The 21,924-nt window shown below is 47.0% G+C and carries 13 protein-coding genes; 8 read left to right on the plus strand and 5 right to left on the minus strand.

Annotated elements, in window-relative coordinates; genetic code table 11:
• Positions 1-3: 3 nt before the first annotated feature.
• From ACO0LH_RS22935 to ACO0LH_RS22965, 7 genes are all read left to right on the plus strand, one after another.
• Positions 4-6,228: a contractile injection system tape measure protein gene (locus ACO0LH_RS22935; RefSeq protein WP_422943462.1), complete on the plus strand. Its 6,225-nt coding sequence runs from the start codon at positions 4-6 to the stop codon at positions 6,226-6,228.
• Between the two features lie 26 nt (positions 6,229-6,254).
• Positions 6,255-7,595, plus strand: coding sequence for an ATP-binding protein (locus tag ACO0LH_RS22940; RefSeq protein WP_422943463.1), 1,341 nt, complete (start codon positions 6,255-6,257; stop codon positions 7,593-7,595).
• Complete coding sequence (locus ACO0LH_RS22945) at positions 7,592-10,756, plus strand: hypothetical protein (protein WP_422943464.1); 3,165 nt, start codon at positions 7,592-7,594, stop codon at positions 10,754-10,756. The genes ACO0LH_RS22940 and ACO0LH_RS22945 overlap by 4 nt, the downstream gene beginning before the upstream one ends.
• Positions 10,757-11,048: 292 nt before the next feature.
• Positions 11,049-12,614 carry a sensor domain-containing diguanylate cyclase gene (locus ACO0LH_RS22950; protein ID WP_422943465.1) on the plus strand — a complete coding sequence of 522 codons (1,566 nt, stop codon included), beginning with the start codon at positions 11,049-11,051 and terminating at the stop codon, positions 12,612-12,614.
• Positions 12,615-13,010: 396 nt separating this feature from the next.
• On the plus strand, positions 13,011-14,255 hold the full coding sequence (locus tag ACO0LH_RS22955; protein ID WP_422943466.1) for an AI-2E family transporter: 1,245 nt from the start codon (positions 13,011-13,013) through the stop codon (positions 14,253-14,255).
• Between the two features lie 416 nt (positions 14,256-14,671).
• Positions 14,672-15,052: a hypothetical protein gene (locus ACO0LH_RS22960; protein WP_422943467.1), complete on the plus strand. Its 381-nt coding sequence runs from the start codon at positions 14,672-14,674 to the stop codon at positions 15,050-15,052.
• 335 nt (positions 15,053-15,387) lie between these two features.
• Positions 15,388-16,605, plus strand: coding sequence for a tyrosine-type recombinase/integrase (locus tag ACO0LH_RS22965; RefSeq protein ID WP_422943468.1), 1,218 nt, complete (start codon positions 15,388-15,390; stop codon positions 16,603-16,605).
• Positions 16,606-16,786: 181 nt separating this feature from the next.
• Here ACO0LH_RS22965 and ACO0LH_RS22970 read toward each other — a convergent pair whose 3' ends face one another.
• A complete protein-coding gene (locus ACO0LH_RS22970) occupies positions 16,787-17,401 on the minus strand; it encodes a TetR/AcrR family transcriptional regulator (protein WP_422943469.1) in 615 nt (204 codons plus the stop codon).
• A 92-nt stretch (positions 17,402-17,493) separates the two neighbouring features.
• On the opposite strand from ACO0LH_RS22970, the gene ACO0LH_RS22975 reads away from it, so the two are divergent.
• Positions 17,494-18,600, plus strand: a complete 1,107-nt coding sequence (locus ACO0LH_RS22975; protein WP_422943470.1) for an aldo/keto reductase — start codon at positions 17,494-17,496, stop codon at positions 18,598-18,600.
• Here the strand turns inward: ACO0LH_RS22975 and ACO0LH_RS22980 are convergent.
• From ACO0LH_RS22980 to ACO0LH_RS22995, 4 genes are all read right to left on the minus strand, one after another.
• Positions 18,597-19,091, minus strand: coding sequence for an RHS repeat domain-containing protein (locus ACO0LH_RS22980; RefSeq protein ID WP_422943471.1), 495 nt, complete (start codon positions 19,089-19,091; stop codon positions 18,597-18,599). The two genes, ACO0LH_RS22975 and ACO0LH_RS22980, sit on opposite strands and share 4 nt — an antisense overlap.
• Before the next feature lie 105 nt (positions 19,092-19,196).
• Positions 19,197-19,874, minus strand: coding sequence for a hypothetical protein (locus ACO0LH_RS22985; RefSeq protein ID WP_422943472.1), 678 nt, complete (start codon positions 19,872-19,874; stop codon positions 19,197-19,199).
• A gap of 576 nt (positions 19,875-20,450) precedes the next feature.
• Positions 20,451-20,729, minus strand: a complete 279-nt coding sequence (locus tag ACO0LH_RS22990) for a hypothetical protein (protein ID WP_422943473.1) — start codon at positions 20,727-20,729, stop codon at positions 20,451-20,453.
• Between the two features lie 11 nt (positions 20,730-20,740).
• On the minus strand, positions 20,741-21,924 hold a 1,184-nt coding region (locus ACO0LH_RS22995; protein ID WP_422943474.1), incomplete at its 5' end, for an RHS repeat-associated core domain-containing protein.

Genomic DNA, 21,924 nt, shown 5'->3' on the forward strand with positions numbered 1-21,924 from the left:
ACCATGAAACCGTCCCACGTCATCGGCGATCTGGAATTTGATTTCTCATTTGCATTCGGACAAATGGAAGAATCAGATTTATCTGAATGGGTAAGTCACGATCTGCTGGTGTTAATCGATCAGGTACTCGATCAAGCTGACGACAAAAATGGCATAAGACGCATAGAAAAACTGGAAATTGACCTCGGCGAAATAGCACCCGACTATTTTAAGGCTGAATTTGCACGGCGCCTGCATGCGCAACTAAGTTCGGCCCTGAGCATGCCCCGTGAACAAACGACGGAACCTGTTTTGTTGGCAGAAATGGCAATTGAAGACAGTCAATATCTTGAAGATTTTTTGCGCACTGGCCAACTCGCCTGGGCTGCTGCGGCTGATCCACGTAATGCACATAGTCAATTATTGGAAAGGGTCACCAGCACCCAGGCAGGTCTTGTCGCAGTACGTGCCTTTATCGACGATAGTCTGATGCGCAGGCGCATGGTTCTTCAATACGACACGTCACAATTGATGCGGACACTGGAAAAGCTGATCGTCCATTGGTCCAAAGAGCAGTCGCAAACCATGCTTCTTTGGGCGCAACTGGAATTGCAGACTTATAGTAAAAACGAAGCGGATGCACAAACATATTGGTACTGGCTATTGCCACAGACGTATCATCAGCCAGCGGCAATATCTGCCCTGTTGCATACATGGAGTAAAGAACAAAAGCGTAAGGTAAATCACGTAGTAGCACGGTACCGGCAACAGCAAATAGCTGAAAAAATCAGTGTTCCTCAATTCTTCTGGAAAGAGCTAGGGGGCAATGAAAATAATGCATCCCCTGCTCTCAAACAAATCCTGCCTGGTAGCAGAAAAAAGACAAGCTCTGAAAAGATAAGCAAAAATATAGCAGCCGAAAAATCGGAAACAGGCGTACCAGGCTTTGACCCGGAGCAGTTGTACAAAGACTTGAGTACAGGCAAATTAAGCATCACTGAAACTGATTGGCAGCAGTTGATACACCGTCACGCAGATACCATCAGGCGTGCGCGCGCGCAAGGATGGTCACATTGGCTGAAAAAATTCCCAACAGACAGACAGCAAGACCTTGCTGCGATTTTGCATTCACGAGCAACCTGGCTATTAGAACAGCTGGCAAACCGTTTTTCTCCAACACAGGCCGCTATTGTGATCGATGCAGGTCTGGCGATTTTATTGAAAACTACGCCTGGAACGATACAAAGCGACGCGTTTTTACAGCAAGTCTTGCAAGCAACAAACATCAAGATAAGCAATGCCGGATCACAAACCAATTTTCCAGAGATTTTGACTGCAAACATTACTGAAGAAAAAAATCCCCAGAAACTGGCGAGACTTATAGACGAACAACAAACCAGCGAACCTATAGCATCAGCAAACGTACCTCTAAAGCAAGGGAAACAGCGTAAAACAAAAACCTTGCTTGAGGACGAAAAAGCTATCGCCACTTCACGTCTGCCGGCTCAAAAAATCACACTAACGCAGTTATACAAGGCTCTGGAAAATGCCGAATCCGATACGCTGGAAACATATTGGGACAAACTATTTGATCAACATGCTGACCTTATCCGGCAGGCGCAGCCTGGGGCATGGCGACTTTGGCTGGAAAAACTGACGCTGGAACAAATTCACGCGTTAAGCATCGTGCTGCAGCCGCTAGGGATGCGTGCCTTTGAAAAACTGCTTGTAAACATCGATATCCAGGAGCGGCAAAAGCTGCTTGCCTTAGTATTGCCCTACTTGCTGGCCAGACAGCCTGAATCTGTACAGATTGAAGAGCTGCTGGACGACATTCCGCGCTTACGCAAACTTGCCGACAGAGGGTCATCTTTCGCAGCCAAGCTTGCGGATGCAGATGATGTATGGACGGACAGCATGGTTTTACATCATGCAGCAAGGGAAATACCCACAGCCATTGACCAACTATCGCCAGTTTATACAGATGTCAGCACGTCCGTCGCCGCGTTTGTAAATATGCTGCATACGGCCCTGATTGATGAAGATGTCCATGTCCTGACCGATATTTGGGCATCTGGAGACAATGAGAAATATTTATTATTGCGAGAAGTATGGCCACTGATTAAGCAATCATCACGTCAAAGAATCATTCTGCAACTACCAAGATCCATGCTGGCGGATTGGGTGCGCATCTTGCAACCACAAGCAGAGTCATTGCTTATGCATTTACAACAGCAAGCTCCGCGCATGCTGGAAGCGATGTTGAGCATGGAATCTGATCGGCCAGCCGCATACCAAAATATCGCTATTCATGCCAATCAAGATCTGAGTAAATCAGGCCCACAGCAGTTGTTGGTCAAAGCATATCTCCATCTGATTCAAGCTGAAACAGACACCGTCAATCAGCAGCAAATCATTCAGTCATTATTGATGGATATCAGCAATCCAAAAGAACTTGCCCGTGCCTGGCTTAGCCTGCCTGATCTAAAGCAACAAGCCAATCAACTCGACTTGGCATTGCAAGAATGGGTAAGTTTGGCAAGTACCGACCGCATTCCAGGTCAGGCCGAAACCTTAATAGATCCTGATCTAGTAAATTTCCATCAATGGAAGCAAGGACAGCTTTCCGTATGGGAAATTGATCTCTCCGTGAGGCAGGCAAAACAATGGCTAAATTGGTGGTTCAGTCATAACGCGGATGAGAATAATCATGACTACAGCACCTTGTCGCAAACAATAGAAGCTTATTGTGAAGAAACTGAACATGCCGTTACTTTCCTGAAATTGTTACTCGAAAGCCTACAGCACCAGGAAGCAGTGGATCTGGATTTTCTACTAGGAGAAACTGATCGTATTGCCGCAAAAAACACCTCCGATACCCTTACTGCGCGCATAGCCGAAGCAAACACAGTCGACGCCACGATAAACGGAAATGTAGTCAACAGTTCGACTGGAGAAGATTCTGTTATCTCGGTTGCTGCCCAAAATTTGCAACTCTGGCTTGAACAAGGCAAGGCACAAAGAATAAACTTCCATCAATTAATTCAAGAATTAAAACTTGACAGCAAGCCTCTTGATACTTGCGACAGCGCACAACTCTATCGCTTATTGTTTACTTACCTCAACACCGAGTACACAGAAGAAACAAGAAAAAATTTCCTTCAGGCCATAGAAAATTTCGCACTGGATTCCGCTGATCTTGGCATTTATCTGCGCTTGATATTAAAAAATATTCTGCAACAAGAGGTTGTCGATTTAGAGCAGATACGAGTAGTTAGCCAACAACACCCTGTGCAGGAAAAGATTGATGCAATCAACAAAGCATTTCCCGAACTAAGAGAAGATTTCGAGACGCAACATGAAATAAATGAAGCGTACAGCGAAGCAAACAATTTCACTTCGCCCCAGGCCCAAGTTCTCAACCAGACAACAGACATATCAGTTGCCTGGGACAACCTGGCGTTTCGCCTTTGGCTATTCCAGTTACTGGAAAACACCATCGGCTTTACAAGAATTCGTCATTGGCTTGCCGCACTGGAAGAGCAAGCCATGCAAAATAAAACCACCTCCATTTTCTTATTGGTATTGTTTCAACGGCTAATAGAACTGCAAACGCCTGAAAATAAATTACGCTACCAATCCGCCTTGTCTCAACACTTTGCTATTGACGATGCGCATCTAGCTTGGATGGCGCATCCAGATAACGCAAAAAAAATGGCACTTCTGCAAGAAAAAATTGATTATTGTTTTATGCAGGAAGCTGTATTCAAACAAAAATATTCTATTGAAGAACAAGCCTTCATTTCAAATCAGGAAAGTGAAAAAACCGGAAATGAAACCGCATCAGGCGACCGCACACCAGCATCAGACCTGGCATCATTGGCAGCAGATACTGGAACAAGTCTTTCCAAACTGGATCAGGATACAAGCAACGTAGCTGGTAAAGCGCAAGTATTGTATGAAGCGTTCATACCCGGCGTAACGCCAAGGCCAGATGCGACTGAACAAAAAATTTCAGCAACGCCGCCACAGCCATCTCCTTCACATATCAATGCAAATTTACCTCATCGTATTGCCCAGGCACTGCTACAAGCCAATGTAGAGAATCTGCTACCTGTCTGGTCTAAATTGATTGCAGAAGAAAAGGATTTGTTGGCACAGGGCTTACGCCGCTACATGGTGCGACCTGAAGAACAGCGTCGCTTGCTAGCGCGCACAAACCCAAACCTGATCATTGATCTGATAGGTGTACTCTCGCCAGAGGCTGGGAAAATATTAGCTTCCATCTGGAAGCATTGGGATGTGTGCTATGCCCTTAGCGCAAAACCGCTTGCGTCAGAAAAACTCAAAGAAAAAATGCTGGCAAATAGCTTATCGTTCGCATTGGTGGCAAGCACAGGGGCATTTTCCAGAGAAGACTTTTTAAGAAAATCTATCAGCTTGTTTGTAAGCCGCTCCAATCATGAAGCCGATATGATTGAGTTGGCGCAAGCTTGGCACGACCAGTTAAGCGACAGCAAACCTCCCGTTTTGTTTCACACTTTGGAAACCATATTGTATGGTCGCCAATACCTTCAATTATTGCAGCAGCGCATCTCAAACGAGAAAATTGAAGAGTTTGAAGCCATCAATAACGCTGATAAAGTCGAACTTAATAGAGTGGTTGATACCCAAAAGAATAACTGCGTGCCAGTTATCCATTCGCTCGCAAATAAGTTTCCTGAGTTGTTGAGCGAATTCATTCAGACAATCAGTGAAGGCGATTTGAACAGTATTCAATTTAGTGAGACAGAATGGCAGGAAATTATTTTTTCGCTATTAAATCAACGCCCGCCTTCGCAACAGGCGGAATTTTGGCAATTATTTACCAAGACCATACCTGGCTTGCCTAAAACCGGGCTGGCACTATTCAACCAGGCAGAATCAGGATTTTCCTCCGCGGCCTTTGCTGGACTTGATTATCGCGCAGGCATACAGCATTTGCTGAATCAGACGATGCGACAAGAGCGATCAGGCGACCCAGCAATGCCAGAAATTGCCGCATCTTCTGCCTTGCAAGCGCTTAATAAAGCAATCCCGATAAATCAACATGCAATAGACCTAGGAAAAAAACCACTGCCATCAGCAAATAAAATATCAAACGAGGCCAACTCCACACAAATTGCCAGTGAAGCTATGCTTGCCTTCAGTTTGCAACGTATGGCTGAGCCTGACAATGAACAAAAAATATTATTTACGCTGAAACTACAAGACCTGTTCGGCGACAACCAGTATGTATTATCCGGCATTTTGGCACACGCTTTGGCAGATCCACAAAGTGTCAGGCGGTTGGTAAAACTTATACCTGGTTCATCGCTGCAACGCCTGCTTGGCAAACTGAGGCCAGAATTTAAAGACGCACTACCTATTTTATTTCAACAGTTGGAAGACAATCTCGACGTCGCCGTTCCGGTCACAGCTGCTTTCGTCTGGCAGATCGTGTATGAAGCCTTGTTTGTCGAGCAGATGACTAAACCAGATAAAAATTTTACCCAAGCTTTGATAAAAGGCCTGGCCGTGCACTATCAAACCCCAGACGCAACCGCATGGCTGGATAAAATGATGAACCCCGCGCTGAACAAACAAGCTCATGTAAACACCAACTCGCAAGAAGTTAAAAAAGTCGTGAAGGCAGTGTCACCAAACCTTCAGCCGGATACATCAGGACAGCCACCAGATGAGCCCGTTCATTACGACATCGATGTCAATAATATTTATATCAACAACGGTGGCCTTATTCTGGTCACCCCCTATTTACAGCGTTTGTTTGGTCTTCTTGACTTGACGAAAGATGGCCGCTTTCAAGATGAAGCTTGTGCCCAAAGAGCTGTGCATTTGCTGCAATTTATTGTGACTGGTGAGCTGGAAACACCAGAATATCAGTTAGTACTCAATAAATTATTATGCGGCATCAAGGGTGGGACACCCATTTGCCGTGGCATTGAAATCAGCGATACCGAACGGGACACGATAGAACAATTATTGGCAGGCATTGTTACCAACTGGGGAGCACTTGGCAATACCTCAAACCAGGGCTTGCGCGAAACATTTTTGCAACGACAGGCACATTTGTATTGGCAAGATGATGCCTGGCAAATGAAAGTATTGCCGGGTACTTTCGACATGCTGCTGGATCGCCTGCCCTGGAGCTTTGCACTGACCAGATTTCCGTGGATGCAAGAGCCGATTCACACAAGCTGGCGCGGATAAGAAAACAAATTAAATAGAAACCAACCATGACTGAAAATGCTGCTTGCCTGGAACGGGAAATAAGCTGGTTTACCCAGGTCTGTGATGCCCGTTTTAATGCCTATTTCAATCAGGCGGATGAAACACGTCAATTGCGGGAAATATGTCCGGCACCTGATCTGAGCAAAGATAACTCCACCTATGCCGGACTGGTTCGCCAATATCAAATGGGGTTTGAAGAACGTATCGTTTTTCTTTTGGCATTTTTACCGCATTTGCGGCCTCAGGTACTGGATATTTTCATGTTACAAAATACCCAGATTGGTCGTGGCTACAGTGAAATTGGCGGCTGGCGTGGCAAGATTCATGGCGGTTTTTTACCTACTTGTGAAACCGCTGCCTTTATTCTGGCAGGCACAGATCTGGAGTTGCGTTTCGCTGTGGCACGTTTGTTTCAGGAGGAACATTTCTTCCTCCGCGAAGGTATTTTGCGTCTGGAGCATCAGGCGAGTGGCGAGCCATTTTTTGGCGCATCACTGATGCTAAGCAATGAATTTTTGCAGCGACTGAGCAGTGGTGAAATCCATAAACCTGATTTCAGCGCCAACTTCCCGGCCAAGCTTATGCATACCAAACTAAGCTGGGAAGATCTGGTATTAAATCAAGAAGTGATGGAAGAAGTTGAAAACATTGTCACATGGCTAAGGCAGCCAGAACAAATTTTGCAGCGATGGGGACTGGAAAAAACCGTCAAGCCGGGTTACCGCAGCCTCTTTTATGGCCCACCGGGTACGGGAAAAACCTTGACAGCATGCCTGATAGGTGCAGCCGTGGGCGCTGACGTGTATCGCATCGATCTATCCATGATTGTATCGAAATACATAGGTGAAACGGAAAAAAACCTGGCCAGCGTTTTTGACCAGGCGCAAAACAAAAAATGGATATTATTTTTTGATGAAGCAGATGCACTGTTTGGCAAGCGTACTCAAACCAGTAGTTCAAATGACAGACATGCGAACCAGGAAATATCCTACCTGTTGCAAAGAGTAGAAGATTTCCCTGGCGTGGTACTACTGGCGACCAACTTAAAAGCCAATATTGACGCGGCGTTTGCACGTCGCTTTCAGAGTGAAGTGTATTTCGCCATGCCAGATGCGGTACAACGCAGACGGCTGTGGAGTGCCCTGTTTTCGCAGCCAGATAGCCTGGGGCCAGATGTCGACTTCAACAAACTGGCAGAAAAATATGAATTATCTGGCGGTGCCTTGCTTAACGTCGCGCGTTATGCAGCCATACGCGCTGTTCGCATGCAACGCCAGACCATCACACAAAACGATTTAATCGCCGGCATCGGCAAAGAATTAATGAAGGACGGAAAAACATTATGAACACCATAATGCATAAAATCTTTACCCCCCGTTTCGCCTGCAATGTTGCAGCAGCCTTGGCGATTGGCTGTCTGCATTACAACAACCTGGCAATAGCAGATGAAAAATTCGCCTCCGCGGCGAGTTCGGCCAGTGCTATACCGGTGAGTTCAGCGACTACAGCGAGCCCGGGCAATGCCGCCAGTTCCACAAGCGCATCTTCCACATCTACTGCCAGCAAACCTAAAACTGCGGATACGGTCAGCGCTGCCAGTGTGGCAAATGTCTCCAGCGCTACAGGTTTGCCAGCCAAACCCGCCACAGTCAGCTCCAGCAAACCTGCGGTGACAAGTGTGCAGGTTGGCATACCGTCTGCGCTGGCCAATACACCCAATTATATAAGCTACGAAAAAGCCTGGCGCCGTTCAGCGCTTTCCAGTCTCAGTCACGCGGTCATATTGCAGTTACAACAGCAAATGGGATTGATCTATCACGATCTATCAGACTGGAAGCATGATTTCGCTCTGCCTGAGCACCCGCTATCGGATGGTATTTTGGGTCCCATTACCCAATCGTGGCTACAAAGATTGTGTTTCAACTTCAAAACCGCCATTGATGGCGACCTGGCAGGACGATTACCATCTACCGTGGCAAGAGTGGCAGCATTCACCAAGCTGTATCCAGCTGAGTCAGCCATACTTATCAGTCCCGATTTTGAAAGTTGGGACAATGCAGAACCAGAACCACAACGCAGTCAGGATTTCCAGGTAAGAAGACAAGGCAGTGATGCCGAACTGTTAGCCCTGGTAAGACGTTATCTGGCCAGAAAAAAAACACGGCCAAACAATAACCTGGGTGATGATTACCGCGAACCCAATACGATCTATACCTATACCCTGACCGCTGACGATTTAACCATGCTGGGAGGTAAAGACCATGTCATCCTCGCGCTGACGACGTTGAAAGACAAAGAGTTTGATTCTGTCGATGCACTGAAAGCAGCCGTCAATCAGGCACTGGGCAATCGTGCGCAACTGTATAAGCAGCTATGGCCAACCATAGAGCGACAGGTCATGGATGTGGTCGGCTATAAGATTAATCAGACAAAATTGGCTGAGTTAAAAAAACAGAATGTCGATGATGCTATATTAAAAGCGCTGGCAAAATTGAATGATAATTACTTTCAGGACAGAACTGAACTGGAAGCCAATATCAGCGATGCCTTGAAAGATTTTAGCCCTGAAGAAATTGCCGCCACCACAGCCAAACTGGTCAAAATCGCAGAAGTAGTAGACGGTGTGCAATTAAACGCACAATCACTGCTCAATCTGAAAAATGATTTGAAAGGGGATATCCGCAACGCCAGCGTACCAGCGGTTATCATTAAAATGTTAAAGGAGATTCAGGATGTTCAATACCCTGATCAAGCCTTGTTCAATAGCGCCGCCAAGGCAAAAATCCTCTATTCAATCGCTACCTGCAAGAAAGACCTGCCACGCGGAAATCAATATGTAGCAGGCCTGCGTGTCAGCGATGACGAACTTGCATTGCTGAAAACTGAACTCACGAATCTGGAGAGCGGTGTCAATAAAGGGAAACCCAAACCAGATTTAAATGCCATTTTTGATCAATTTTCCAAATCGCGCGGTCGCCTTGAAGAATGCAGCAAGGAAGAACTGAAAACTTCGGACGATGGCGTAGACCAGATTTTTGATTCTTACCTGGCGACGGTAGTCGACAACGCAGCAAGAAAAAATTATCCCGACCCAGCAACGCCAATCCAGTGGGACGGTGGTGCCTGCGGTTGCGTACTTGATACCATGGCAGCAGGCGTCGTCTACGGCTTTTACCCATTTTGGGCAAATCAGGGCAAAGTACAATTAATGAATTTCAGTATGTTAAACCGCGTTGCCTATTATGGTTTGAGCGTTGATAACCTGGGCGAACTGCGGCAAAGCAATGATTTTGTCGGCGGTGGACAATTCAAAATCGATGACGGATCTGCGCAGCCGAATGGGTTCATCAGTACAGCCCGTGATTACAATACCAAAGTTGACTGGGTAGTGCAAAAAGCTGACTGGAGCGAATGGAATAAATATCCACGTGAGAGCAAACAGGCTGTCATGCAGAGACTTGCAAACAACATCGTCACCTTGCTGCACACGCCACTGACCGATAAATTTTCTAAAGCCCTGCCCTATCTCACCCTGGGCTTTAATCGTACGCCAAGACGCGGAGACGGTGTCACGCTGTATTTTTCCGATTATCCAAAAGATGCGGACTCTGCACTTATTTTCAATGAATTCTATGCAAGCTTAAAACAAGGGCTGACTCGCGATAAAATCTCAATCAATATTTTGCTCTCACGGCCATCGCTGGAAGACAAAGACAGTGCCTTCGGCATGAGCAACTTGATCAAGCTGCGCAAAGTCACCAGACAGATCGAAGCCGGTCACGATAAACCCAGTGCCGCACATAAAGATTACTATCTTATTTTGCTGGACGAACCTAGCACCGACAGCAAGAAAAAACTGCGTCATGACATTGACATTAACAGCAACCTGAGCGGTGCTGATCGCGTCGACTTCCTGCTTGGCATCGTCCCCGTCCTGCAATTTGATAACCGAAACTGGCAACAGCTTGAATCAGATATCGCCTATATGAACTACAACTTTGGCGGCATAGGTTTTTGGCCACTGCCGATCGCCAATCTGGCCAAACCAGTTCCTGCAAAGCCACAGTCATGCATAGAGTCAGAACAGGTATTGATGTGTCTGGTAGAAAATTTAAACGCGCCGGGGATGAAAAACGAATTACCGTCGATCCTGGCCCGTCAGGTTTGCGAGCATAGATGGACTCTGATCATTTTGATGAACTGCTTTATCATCGCCATTGCCTTGATGGCGTATCTGTATTTCAGATATTGCCCTATACAAAACATTGTAAGGCAATACTTTTTGTGGGTGCTTCTGCTGGTATTGTTCCCACCAATAATCATCTTCATGTTATTGCTATTTTACGACCCCTCATGGAGCGCCCTATCGTCAGGCAATCTGCCATTTATCATCGCTGTCGCCATCATCATTTTAGGCACCTTGGGTGGCTATTTGTATTTGCGCTCGCAACGAGAAAAACCGCAACGCCAAAGAGCGGTGACATCAAAAAAGAAACCGCGTGAATAATCAATATCATCAGGCTTATTGAAGGAATGCCTTCCCCCACATGGTGGAAGGCATGTTGAATATACATGCGACAAGAATGGAGCAAGACCTGCTCACGCAGACATTATTTCTTTCTGACATAATAATTCCACCCAGAATGATTGCCTTTTTTTAAATTTAAAGACTATCTTTTCGTCATCTCTTATTATACTGTTCACAGTAGGAAGTCCGGCAAGCCGGGTGCTAACACCCTGTTTGATTGATCGCATTGTGTACAAAGCTTAGATCTGTCACCTACGTCACACAGAAATTTATGGTAACTGAGAGAAAATCAGTTCAATCGCCCACAATTATTTCGAAACGAACATCCATTACCTGGTTTGCAGTGGGCTTTGTCGTGCTGGTTTGTTTGTCATTGATTTTTATCGATGGCTGGCGCAGTTGGGCTGCCAGAAAAAATCAGCTACGGGAAATGGAAATTTCCACTTCCAATATGGCGCGTGCCATCGCCCAGCATGCTGACGATACCATTAAAAGTGCCGACACTGCGTTAATTGGCCTGACAGAAAGAATACAGGCAGACGGTATTGCCCCGGCCGCTTTGGTACGACTGCACAACTTGTTGGTGCGCAGGGTCGCAGAATTACCGCAACTAAACGGTCTATTCATTTATGACGAAAATGGCCGTTGGCTAGTCAATTCACAAGCAAACACGCCGATCAATGCAAATAATTCTGATCGCGATTATTTCATTTACCATCGCGATCATCCAGACGACAAACCCTATATTGGCATTCCCCTCCGCAGCCGCTCTACCGGTGCCTGGATACTCACTGTATCACGCAGAATTAATCATAGGGACGGCAGTTTCTCTGGCGTCGCCCTGGCAACCATCAATATCGACTATTTCAATAAATTCTACGACAGTTTCAATATTGGCGACGCAGGTTCTATCGTCGTAGTGCTGAATAACGGCACCATGCTGACACGTCGCCCTCTGCTGGCCGACTCCATCGGCAAAAGCATGCTCAACACGACAGTTTTTCGTGACAACGCGTCGAAACATGCTTATGGCACTTTTACCGCCAAGTCAGCGCAAGACGGTGTGATGCGGCAAAATAGCTTCCGACACATGGAAAAGTATCCACTCTTTACCTCCGTGGCTTTATCAGAAGACGAAATGCTGGCTGACTGGCGGGCTGACACTTATCTGCATTCAGCAGGAGTGGCAGCACTGATTATCGTGCTTGGTTCGATAGGCTTTTATCTTGTTGGTCAAATCAAGAAACGTGCTGACGCCGAAGCCGAAGTTGTCAGAACCAGGGACGCCTTGCAGGCCTTGAATCAAACACTGGAAAGACTATCATTGCAAGACGGCCTTACCGAACTGGCAAACCGCCGTCATTTTGACATGGCGCTTGACGAAGAATTTAACCGAGCTTTGCGCACCGCAACTTCTTTGGCATTGATCATGATCGATGTTGATAGCTTCAAACAATACAACGATCTCTATGGCCACGCGGCCGGCGACGATTGCTTGCGAAAAATCAGCCAGATTTTAAAATCAAGCCAAAATCGCTCTGGTGACCTGGCCGCCAGATATGGCGGTGAAGAATTATGCGTTTTACTCCCAGGCACAGACGTCAATGGAGCAACAGCCATAGCAGAAAAAATTCGTATTGCCATTCAAAACATGGCGATAGATCATGCTGGCAATACCACAGGTGTCGTTACCGTCAGTGCCGGTGTCGAAGCACTCATCCCCTTACCATACCAGGACAAACCACTGACACTTATCCAGGCCGCAGACAAGGCACTTTACGCCGCCAAGGCTGGTGGACGCAATCGGGTTTATAACAAATTCAGTTTATCAGAATGAGGCAGTCCACGTTTTCAGCAACCTGGAAATAGGTTCACCCATTAAAATCATTGGGATCGACTACTTCATTGTCGACCCGTTCGTGATGTACGCTGTCTTTCACGTGCAAATAGTTTGCCATAAGAAGAAGCTCGCAACTAGCCAACATCCCAGCAAGCACCGTATTTTCAGAACAGGTCTCTCCTTCCAAGGGCAATAACTGATACAACTAGTAAAAATAGAAATATGAAAATAAGCACAGTGTTGCGTAAAAAGATCAAGAACCTGATTTGTCGCAATGTAAGGATTTGCATGCGAGCTAGCGCACAGATGCTGCCAGGAAAACCTGCGATACTGAGGCAAGTAAGCGAGTTCCTTCCGAACTTGCACTGAATGCCCAAGGACAGCAGCGCTAACATGCCCCATTCAACAGACAAATTTACGCAAAAAACCGCTCAACCGGCACCAAAGAGGACTTTTCGCATAGAGCTGGCGTGGTCGACCATCGTGGCTATCGTTGCTGTTGTGCTGGGTTTTGCGCTACTCTCTCAGCTCGCACCGGTAATCCTGGTATTGATTACCGCGTTGATGCTGGTAGGCACGCTCAACCCTGCAGTCGAGTGGCTAGGACGTCGTAACATTCCCCGTTTTACCAGCATAGCCATCGTGTTTATCGCCTTGATGATTGTGTTGATCGCACTGGCAGTTTTCACCGTACCGCCGTTTATCGCTCAGGTCGTCAGCCTGGTGAAGCAAGAACCGGAATTACGTGGCCGCTTGATTCACTTTCTTTCCATGTACCCCATTACCGAATCTCTGGCGGGTGGCTTGCGGCACATAGAGTACACAGCAATCTTCAAATCCTATAGCAACGAAGCAATGGCTTTTTCAAAAAGCCTGTTTTCAATTATTGCCTATGGCGCAGGTTCTTTCTTTTTGGCCTTGTACATCATGATAGACCGTGACAGATTGCGTGGTGCACTGTTCGCCGTGATACCGCGTGCGCATCATATCAAGCTGGCGCGCATCATGCTAAACCTGGAAACCATAGTCGGTGGCTATGTGCGCGGCCAAGTCCTGACCTGCGTGCTGATGGCAGTCTTTCTGTTCATACTGCTCTCCGCCTGCGGCGTACCCAATGCGCTGGCGATAGCAGCCTTTGGCGGCATTGTTGACGTATTGCCATTTGTTGGCATCTTCCTGACCATGGTCCCCGCAGTGCTCGCGGCCCTGGCCGTTGGTGGCGTTGCAGCAACAGTAGTCTGCATACTGTTGCTGTGCTATGAGGAGTTTGAAAGTCGCATACTTATTCCCATCGTCTATGGCCGTTCGCTACGCCTGCCATCATCCATCGTACTGTTCGCCCTGATCGCAGGCGGCACGCTCTATGGCATAGGCGGCGCACTGCTCGCCTTGCCCGTCGCCGCCACACTGCTGATGCTGGTTGATGAACTAAAGGTTGAATTGCCTGGTGAAAGCGCACAAGCCAAAGACCTGGCCGTACAAATGGACGACATCGTTGGCGAAGCAGAATACCTGCGCCGCACAGACGGCATGACGGCTGAAGCGGCAGCAGGAATCGCGCTGGAGATTTCTGAAGACAGGAAGCTTAGTGAGGAAGAGCAGGCCTTAAAAGATGCGATACCTGTTGAAAACGCGTAAAGCATACTAAAGAGCCACATCTGCACGAACCCAATTACGCAGCACAATAGAAGCCGGCAGGCTGAATGCGGCTGCGTAGAACATGGCAACTACGCTGCAATTAAATTTCACCTCGGGCAGGCAAAACATCATGCCCTTGAAAAGACGTGCAGATAAGACGTCCATCTCCCAATCTAAAACTGCTTTTCGAATACTGAGCAGATCAGGCTAAAACTACTTACAGCACGAAGGCACTGCAATGTGCTTTGCAGACTGTGTAAGTTTTCACATCGTCAATGACTGCGTGTTTTCTTACAAATCGCTTTCACATTTTCCGACTGTACTTAGGTCACGTTAAATTTATGATGACGTCACTGGTTAATCGCATTCACCGATACCAATCCGCGACAATCAGTCAGGCCCTATTGGAGAAATTAATGTCTGCACGCTCTACTAGAAACCGTCCATGTCAATCTAAAATTATGGCTTCCATCATGCACACTACTATTAATTCCTTGATACACGAGGCTGCTGCCAATAAAAAAACACAGACCGCCTTTAACAAAGACGCCCAACGCAAGGGTATATTTGCGAGGTCAGAATATGATTTGTATGAAGCTGATGATTATTTCACTGAGTCACCCACGCGAAATAAAAATGATATGCGCCGCCCAATGGACGTCGATGATGAAGATTTTCAAGATGAAGATCTTTATATTTTTTTAGATGAAGACTATCAAGACGATCTTCATCTATCAGATGCCGTCATCTCCGATGACAATGGCGAAGCGATCGATGTCGATTTTTTACAGCTTTGATGGTAAGTAATTAAAAAGAGAAACATCTTTTGTTCAAGAAATACCGGAGCGTTTGATGGTGAATAGTTTTTGATTTTTTTAATCAACTATCTCAATCACAACGCCACAAATGCGAAAAGCCCTTGATTATCAAGGGCTTTTCTGTATTTTGGCGGAAGCTGTGTCCGCCAATATATATTCCAATAAAATCCAAATAATTAAATTTACCACTTACAAATCAATAACTTAAAAAATTTTAAGTCCAACACATTCCAAATTAATCTATTCAAATCCAACACTAGATGGCATACTGAATGGCATACCAGCTTTAATTACATTACGAATAGATAAAGATTATGGCAGCTCTCACTGATTTAAAAGCCCGCAATATTAAACCCGACTCAGTAGCCCTCCCCCATGGCGGAGTGAAAGGTCTTGCATTGCATCCGTCCAATACAAAAGGTAGCGGTAAATGGGTACTACGTTTTGTGAGTCCAGATACAGGCAAGCGTCGTAACGCCGGTTTAGGCAGTTATCCTGAAATTGGCATTGCTGAGGCGGCGAAAACCGCCATGCAAATGCGAGAGAAAATCGAGAAAGGGATTGACCCACTTGAGGAAAAAATTAAATCCAAAGCCAAATTAGCCGTGCCAACTTTTCAAGCGGCCTCTGAAGCTTTGCACGATGAATTGTTGCCTGGTTGGAAAAATGAAAAACACGGGCAACAATGGATCAATACTCTCACTGAGTACGCCTTTCCTCTTATCGGTAGTTTGCCGCTCGATAAAATTTTACCAAGGCACATCGCAGACACCCTGCGTCCCATTTGGTTAGATAAAGCTGAAACGGCCAGTAGACTAAAACAACGGTTACATGCGGTGATGGCTTGGGGTTGGGCACATGAATACTGTCAATCAAACCCTGTGACTGTGGTCAATCATTTACTGCCACAACAGCCTGGCAAATCGGTTAGAACTAAGCATCACCCGGCCATGCCCTGGAAGGATATTCCTGCCTTTGTAGCAAAACACCTGCATGGTACTGAACGCTATGATGTCACAAGACCGATGCTGGAATTCTTGATTCTGACGGCAGCACGCTCTGGCGAAGTGAGAGGAATGAGCTGGTCTGAAGTGGATTGGGAAAATGCGATCTGGACAGTACCGGCAGAACGAATGAAAGCCAAGTTGCTGCACAGGGTTCCCTTGTCGGCACGTGCCATTGAAGTTTTAAGGAAACAGCAAAGTTTACATGACAAGCTGGTATTCCCGTCACCACGCGATCAGGTTGAATTGTCAGACATGACACTGACCAGCTTTTTACGTCGTGTTAAAGCACACAGTGACACACCTGGTCGTGTTGCCACGGCCCACGGTTTCAGATCGAGTTTTCGGGATTGGTGCAGCGAGAACGGTCATTCACGCGATTTGGCAGAACGCTCACTTGCTCACCAAGTGGAAAATAAGGTGGAGGCAGCCTACCATAGAACTGATCTGTTAGAACAACGCCGCCCACTAATGCAAGCTTGGGCAGATTTTCTTCGAAGATGTAGCAACTTGTCTCTACCGACTTAAAGTGTAGTAGTTGGCATTTGAAAGCACAGACACGACAAAAAAGAGGCGTGCCTAGAAAAGACTACTGTTTCAAGATTTCATCAGGCTCGTTAAGCCTTCACCCATGGCGCGCCGTTATCCGAACACTGAAGTCTCTCTGCATTTAAAGCCAACGCTTAACAATACAGAACGGAGTCTATATTTAAGCGGTACTCGATTCCGGCCAAATTCGCATTGCTATCTCACCAATATGCAGTAATTTCTCACGCGTCGCTCCATCTCGGGCAAGTGTTGACATTCCCTGAATGACAGCCATAGTCATTGCAGCCAAACCCGCTGCATCCGTATTATCCGGCAATTGTTTTTGAGCAATGGACTGCAATATTTTTGCGTTAAGACGCGCTTCTATGTCGCGTCGAATCACGGCTAACTCCAGCTTGACATCGTTGGCAGCATCGGAACAACTAATTGCTGAACTCGCTAACAGACAACCTGGTGGCGTATTTGCCCCTGTAAAGCCGACTGCAGACACTCGAAGTAATTCTCGCGCAGCTTCAGACGCCGAGAGAGCCTGCTCAATAATCATTTCAGACGTTACTGGCCCAGATAAATAGAGATGCACTGCGTCGAGGAACAGCTTTTTTTTATCTCCAAACACTGAATAGATACTTGACGGCTTTACATCTAAGGCTGTGGTTATATCGTTCAGCGACGTGGCTTCGTAGCCATGTTGCCAAAACAAAAGCATTACTTTTTTTAGTGCTTCGTCGCGGTCAAAGGACAGAGGGCGCCCCTTCTTCTTAGGTGTTGGGCTCATATTATTTAGTGATCACTATGAAATTGATTGTACTTATTTAAAATCTCGCTTATGATTTTCCTATCAATCACTATGAAAGTAAAGATATGCCTATGAATGACTATCGCACGCTTGGAAACTCCGGCCTGGTAATCAGTCCTTTTTGCCTTGGAACCATGACTTTCGGAACTGCTCGCTGGGGTTCCGGAGAACCAGAATCGCAAGCAGTCTTCAATGCTTTCCTTGAAGCTGGTGGTAATTTCGTTGATACCGCTAACGTCTACTCCAGTGGTCGCAGCGAGGAGATGTTGGGGAAATTCATTGCAGATGGTTCTTTGCGAGACAGCATTGTCATAGCAACCAAATCGGGTTTTGCAAACGGTCATGGACCTCACGTTGGTGGTAATGGGGCCAAGCACATACGTACCGCTCTGGAAGCATCTCTTCGGAGACTGCGAACAGATTATATTGATTTGTATTGGATGCACGTATGGGACTCTCTCACGCCTGCAGAGGAACTATTGGAAACCATGGCAACTCTGGTTCGCTCTGGAAAAATACGTTACTGGGGTGTTTCGAACACACCTGCCTGGTACATTTCAAAGCTGGCGACCTTGGCTGCGACGCGCGGATTGCCTGGGCCAATCGCTTTACAATATTTCTATTCTCTTGCCAATCGCGATATCGAAGACGAATTTGTACCGCTTGCAGCAGAATTCGGTATGGGCATCGTGCCATGGAGTCCGCTTGCTTTCGGCCTGCTCACAGGGAAGTATGAAAGAAAGAGTGTTGAAAGCGCGGCACCGCGAGCGGCTGGGCTTCCGCGTGAAGCAGCTCAGGACGGAGAGAGGAGACCGGAAGACGACAAGCGTCTAGATGGAGCAAATCCATTTGGCGACTCCCTATTTACTGAACGAAATTGGAAAATCCTGGACACGCTCAAGTTGGTGGCAGATGAAAGCGGGCGCAGTCAAACTCAGATTGCTCTATCGTGGGTCATTGCTCAAAGAGGTGTGGCATCAACCTTAATGGGCGTTAGTCGGGTCGAGCAGATCGTTGATAACGTCACTGCTTTGGAAATTTTGCTATCAGCAGACCATCGCGCAGCATTGGATTCGGTTAGCGCCCCTGATCCCAAAATGCTCTATAGCTTGTTCACTCCTTTATTGCGTCAACACGCCGTATTTGGAGGAAGTTCAGTAAGAAGCTTACAGCCTTAACTGTTGGGTGTCGTCCGTTTGCACAACTTTGTTCCTATACCTTCAGGAGTTTTGCACTTAACAGCATCTTTTGGAATGTCACGGATGATTCTGGTAATACTGGGAACGACTGGCGGCATGGGATTAAAATCGGGCCACGGCGTACCTCTTGGGAAAGCCTGCAAACCTTTTGCGTCAACACCACTAATCGGATTCGCCCCCACATACCCATAGGTAGTCATGCCCCCTGCCAAACCTATCGGGTCAGATTCTACATAGCGCCCCGTTCTCGGATCATAGTCCCTAAAGTAATTGTAATGCAGCCCCGTTTCCTGGTCGAAGTATTGACCTGCAAAGCGGATATTAAACGTGAATTTGCTGGTCGCATTCGTTGGCTGCTCATTAGGCAGTGTTTCCCCAAACGGGGCACTATCCCAGCGCCATACTTCTGTCCCTGAACTATCGGTGATGACCCTGGGTGTATCCAGGTGGTCAGTGTGGATGTCATACATTTTTACCGCATGACCCGCTACGGTGACGGTGACAGGTGTCGAATGCGGCTTGCCCCCAGATTGTCTGTGGCTTTTGCCGTCAGGCTATAAGTGCCACCGGCGACATCATTCATGTGTCAAAACCTCGGCAACGTGTTGAAAAGCATACGAGATCCTGAAACTATCCACCACTGGCAAAATAGCACCCTCCACACTGATAGAATCGAAAACTATCCCTAGCTCATCAAACAGTTTTTCGACGGAAGGGTTCGACGAAGATTTCCCTGAATAAGTACAGGACAAATCTTTTAAGTCATCTGCCACAAAATAACAGATATGCTTGCCGATAAAGCGACCATCACTAGCGGGCTGCGAGAAAATTTGATATTCATCTTTTGACGAGCTATCCACGCGCTCAACGATTTCACGCAATTCGAATGGCAAGGCATTGAAATCGAAAAACATTGTCTGAGCAGAGAACCCTTTCAAAACATCTTCGATGAAGCCAAAACCTCGACTCCATGAGCAACGCCTGATGCAATAGTTAGGCCCGTCAGCAATGCCACTCGATACGTACAATCCATAGAATGCAGCTGATTTCTCATCCATTGCCGAAATCCCTGCAACCCTTGAAAAGACAATCACATCATTTTCGGAGAAACTAGCACTGATGTTTATGACTTCATGCATTAGTCCCTTTACGAGCGAGGCTGATGCCGTTGGCGAGATAAACTTTCGATCCTTTGATTGTTTTGCAATCGCAGAGCAGCCGTTCGCGTCCTTCTCCCAACTAATCGTATTCATACTTCACCCTTACCGATAATTCTGAATATTGTCTTCGTACTGTGGATTGCCTGATCCGCGACGATCAACGCTCCAAATATTACCGTTCTTATCGATACCAAGATTACGCCGCGAATCGCCCTGTCCATCCTTGATTTCATGTGGGTCAATCCCTTGATCTTTCCACCACTTGTCCGAAAGTACGGTTACTTTACCGTCAGGTTTGTCTGGAACCGAATTCTGATTCTCATCCGTTTTCTGGCCGTCAGGATTGCTGGTCTTGTCGCCATCCTTAGCGCCTTCGTTGTTTGCACCCTCAGATGAACTATTCTCTTGTGAATACCAGTTTTTAAATTTCTTGTAGCCTTACTGCACATATCGCTTACAGCTTTAGTCGTTGCTGCGGATGCAGCCATGGCAGCATTACGGCAAGCGGGACTACTTGCACATGCCGCTGCTGGGCCAGCGCTCGGCCAAACACTGAAAGTATAAGTCCGTTGGGGTCTATACCACTAACCGGATTCGCCCCACATCCCCATAGGTAGTCAGCCCCCCAAACCTATCGGGCCAGACTCTAAATAGCGTCCCGTTCTCGGATCAAAATTTAGGCAATACAAAATGAGCAGCGGCAATCTCTATAACATCGCCTGACTGCATTTCAATTTTTAAAATTTCGGTTCCATCTGATTGACGGTTAGGTCCAATAACTTCATTTACACTTGCGCTTCTTCCCCATTCGTTTCGCTTTGGAACAAAGAGCGTAACAACTTTGTTTGCTATCAAGTGAACAGTATCCGCGGTCGTATTATTGAACTTAAGGCTCACACAATCCTCACTCCAATCAAAAAGTATCGATATAAGCGTCCAATCATGCATGATTATTCCTTTCAACGTTTTCCTAACGGAAGATGGGCTTCTGGAGATTCTGGGGCCACTACGTTTCCATTGATATCCAAGCGCTCTCCTTGTGGATTATTCACATGGCAGTGAGGCCCGCAATCAGCCCCAGGATGAATCAATATACGCTGCTCACCAGTTACAGGATCTACATAGGATCCACGGCCACCTTTTGGATCAGGTCCTTTAGGCTGCAACCCCTTATCGCCAGCCACTCCCTCAATTTCATCTGGTGTCTTCCCTCCAACCTCCTGTGGGTCAATATGTGGAGAACTTGCACCGTTAGGAGCGCTATTATCTTGTGCATACCAGTTTTTAAATTTCTTGTAGGCGGTATTGCATATATCGCTCACAGCTTTAGCTGTTGCTGCAGATGCTGCCATGGCAGCAGTACGGCAAGCCGGATTACGTGCACATGCCGCTGCTGCGGCCAGCGCTCGGCCAAACACTGGAAGTATAAGTCCGTTGGGATCTATACCACTAACCGGATTCGCCCCCACATACCCATAGGTAGTCATGCCCCCTGCCAAGCCTATCGGGTCAGACTCTACATAGCGTCCCGTTCTTGGATCATAGTCCCTGAAGTAATTGTAATGCAACCCCGTTTCCTGATCGAAGTATTGACCTGCAAAGCGGATATTGAACGTGAATTTGCTGGTTGCATTCGTTGGCTGCTCATTGGGCAGTGTTTCGCCAAACGGAGCACTATCCCAGCGCCATACTTCTGTCCCTGAACTATCGGTGATGACCCTTGGTGTATCCAGGTGGTCAGTGTGGATGTCATACATTCTTACCGCATGACCCGCCACCGTGACAGTTACCGGGGTCGAGATACGACTTGCCCCCAGATTGTCTGTGGCTTTGGCTGTCAGGCTATAGGTGCCGCCTGCGACATCATTCCAGTTGAAACGGTATGGCGCAGTGGTGACGGTGCTTAATAAGCTGCCGCCATTATAAAATTCCACTTTGGCGATACTGCCATCGCTGTCGGCAACTGTCGCATTCAGAATGATGGTGGCCGGGGCGGTGGCATTCACCGGGTTAGCGGTCAAACTGACCGTTGGTGCATTATTGTTGACCACATTGACGGTGACAGGTGCGCTGCTTGTCGTGGCGTTCTTGCTGTCAGTCGCCTTGGCCGTGATGCTGTAGCTGTTGGCGACCACATTGGACC

Source organism: Undibacterium sp. TJN19 (assembly GCF_049339485.1).
Classification (GTDB): Bacteria; Pseudomonadota; Gammaproteobacteria; order Burkholderiales; family Burkholderiaceae_D; genus Undibacterium.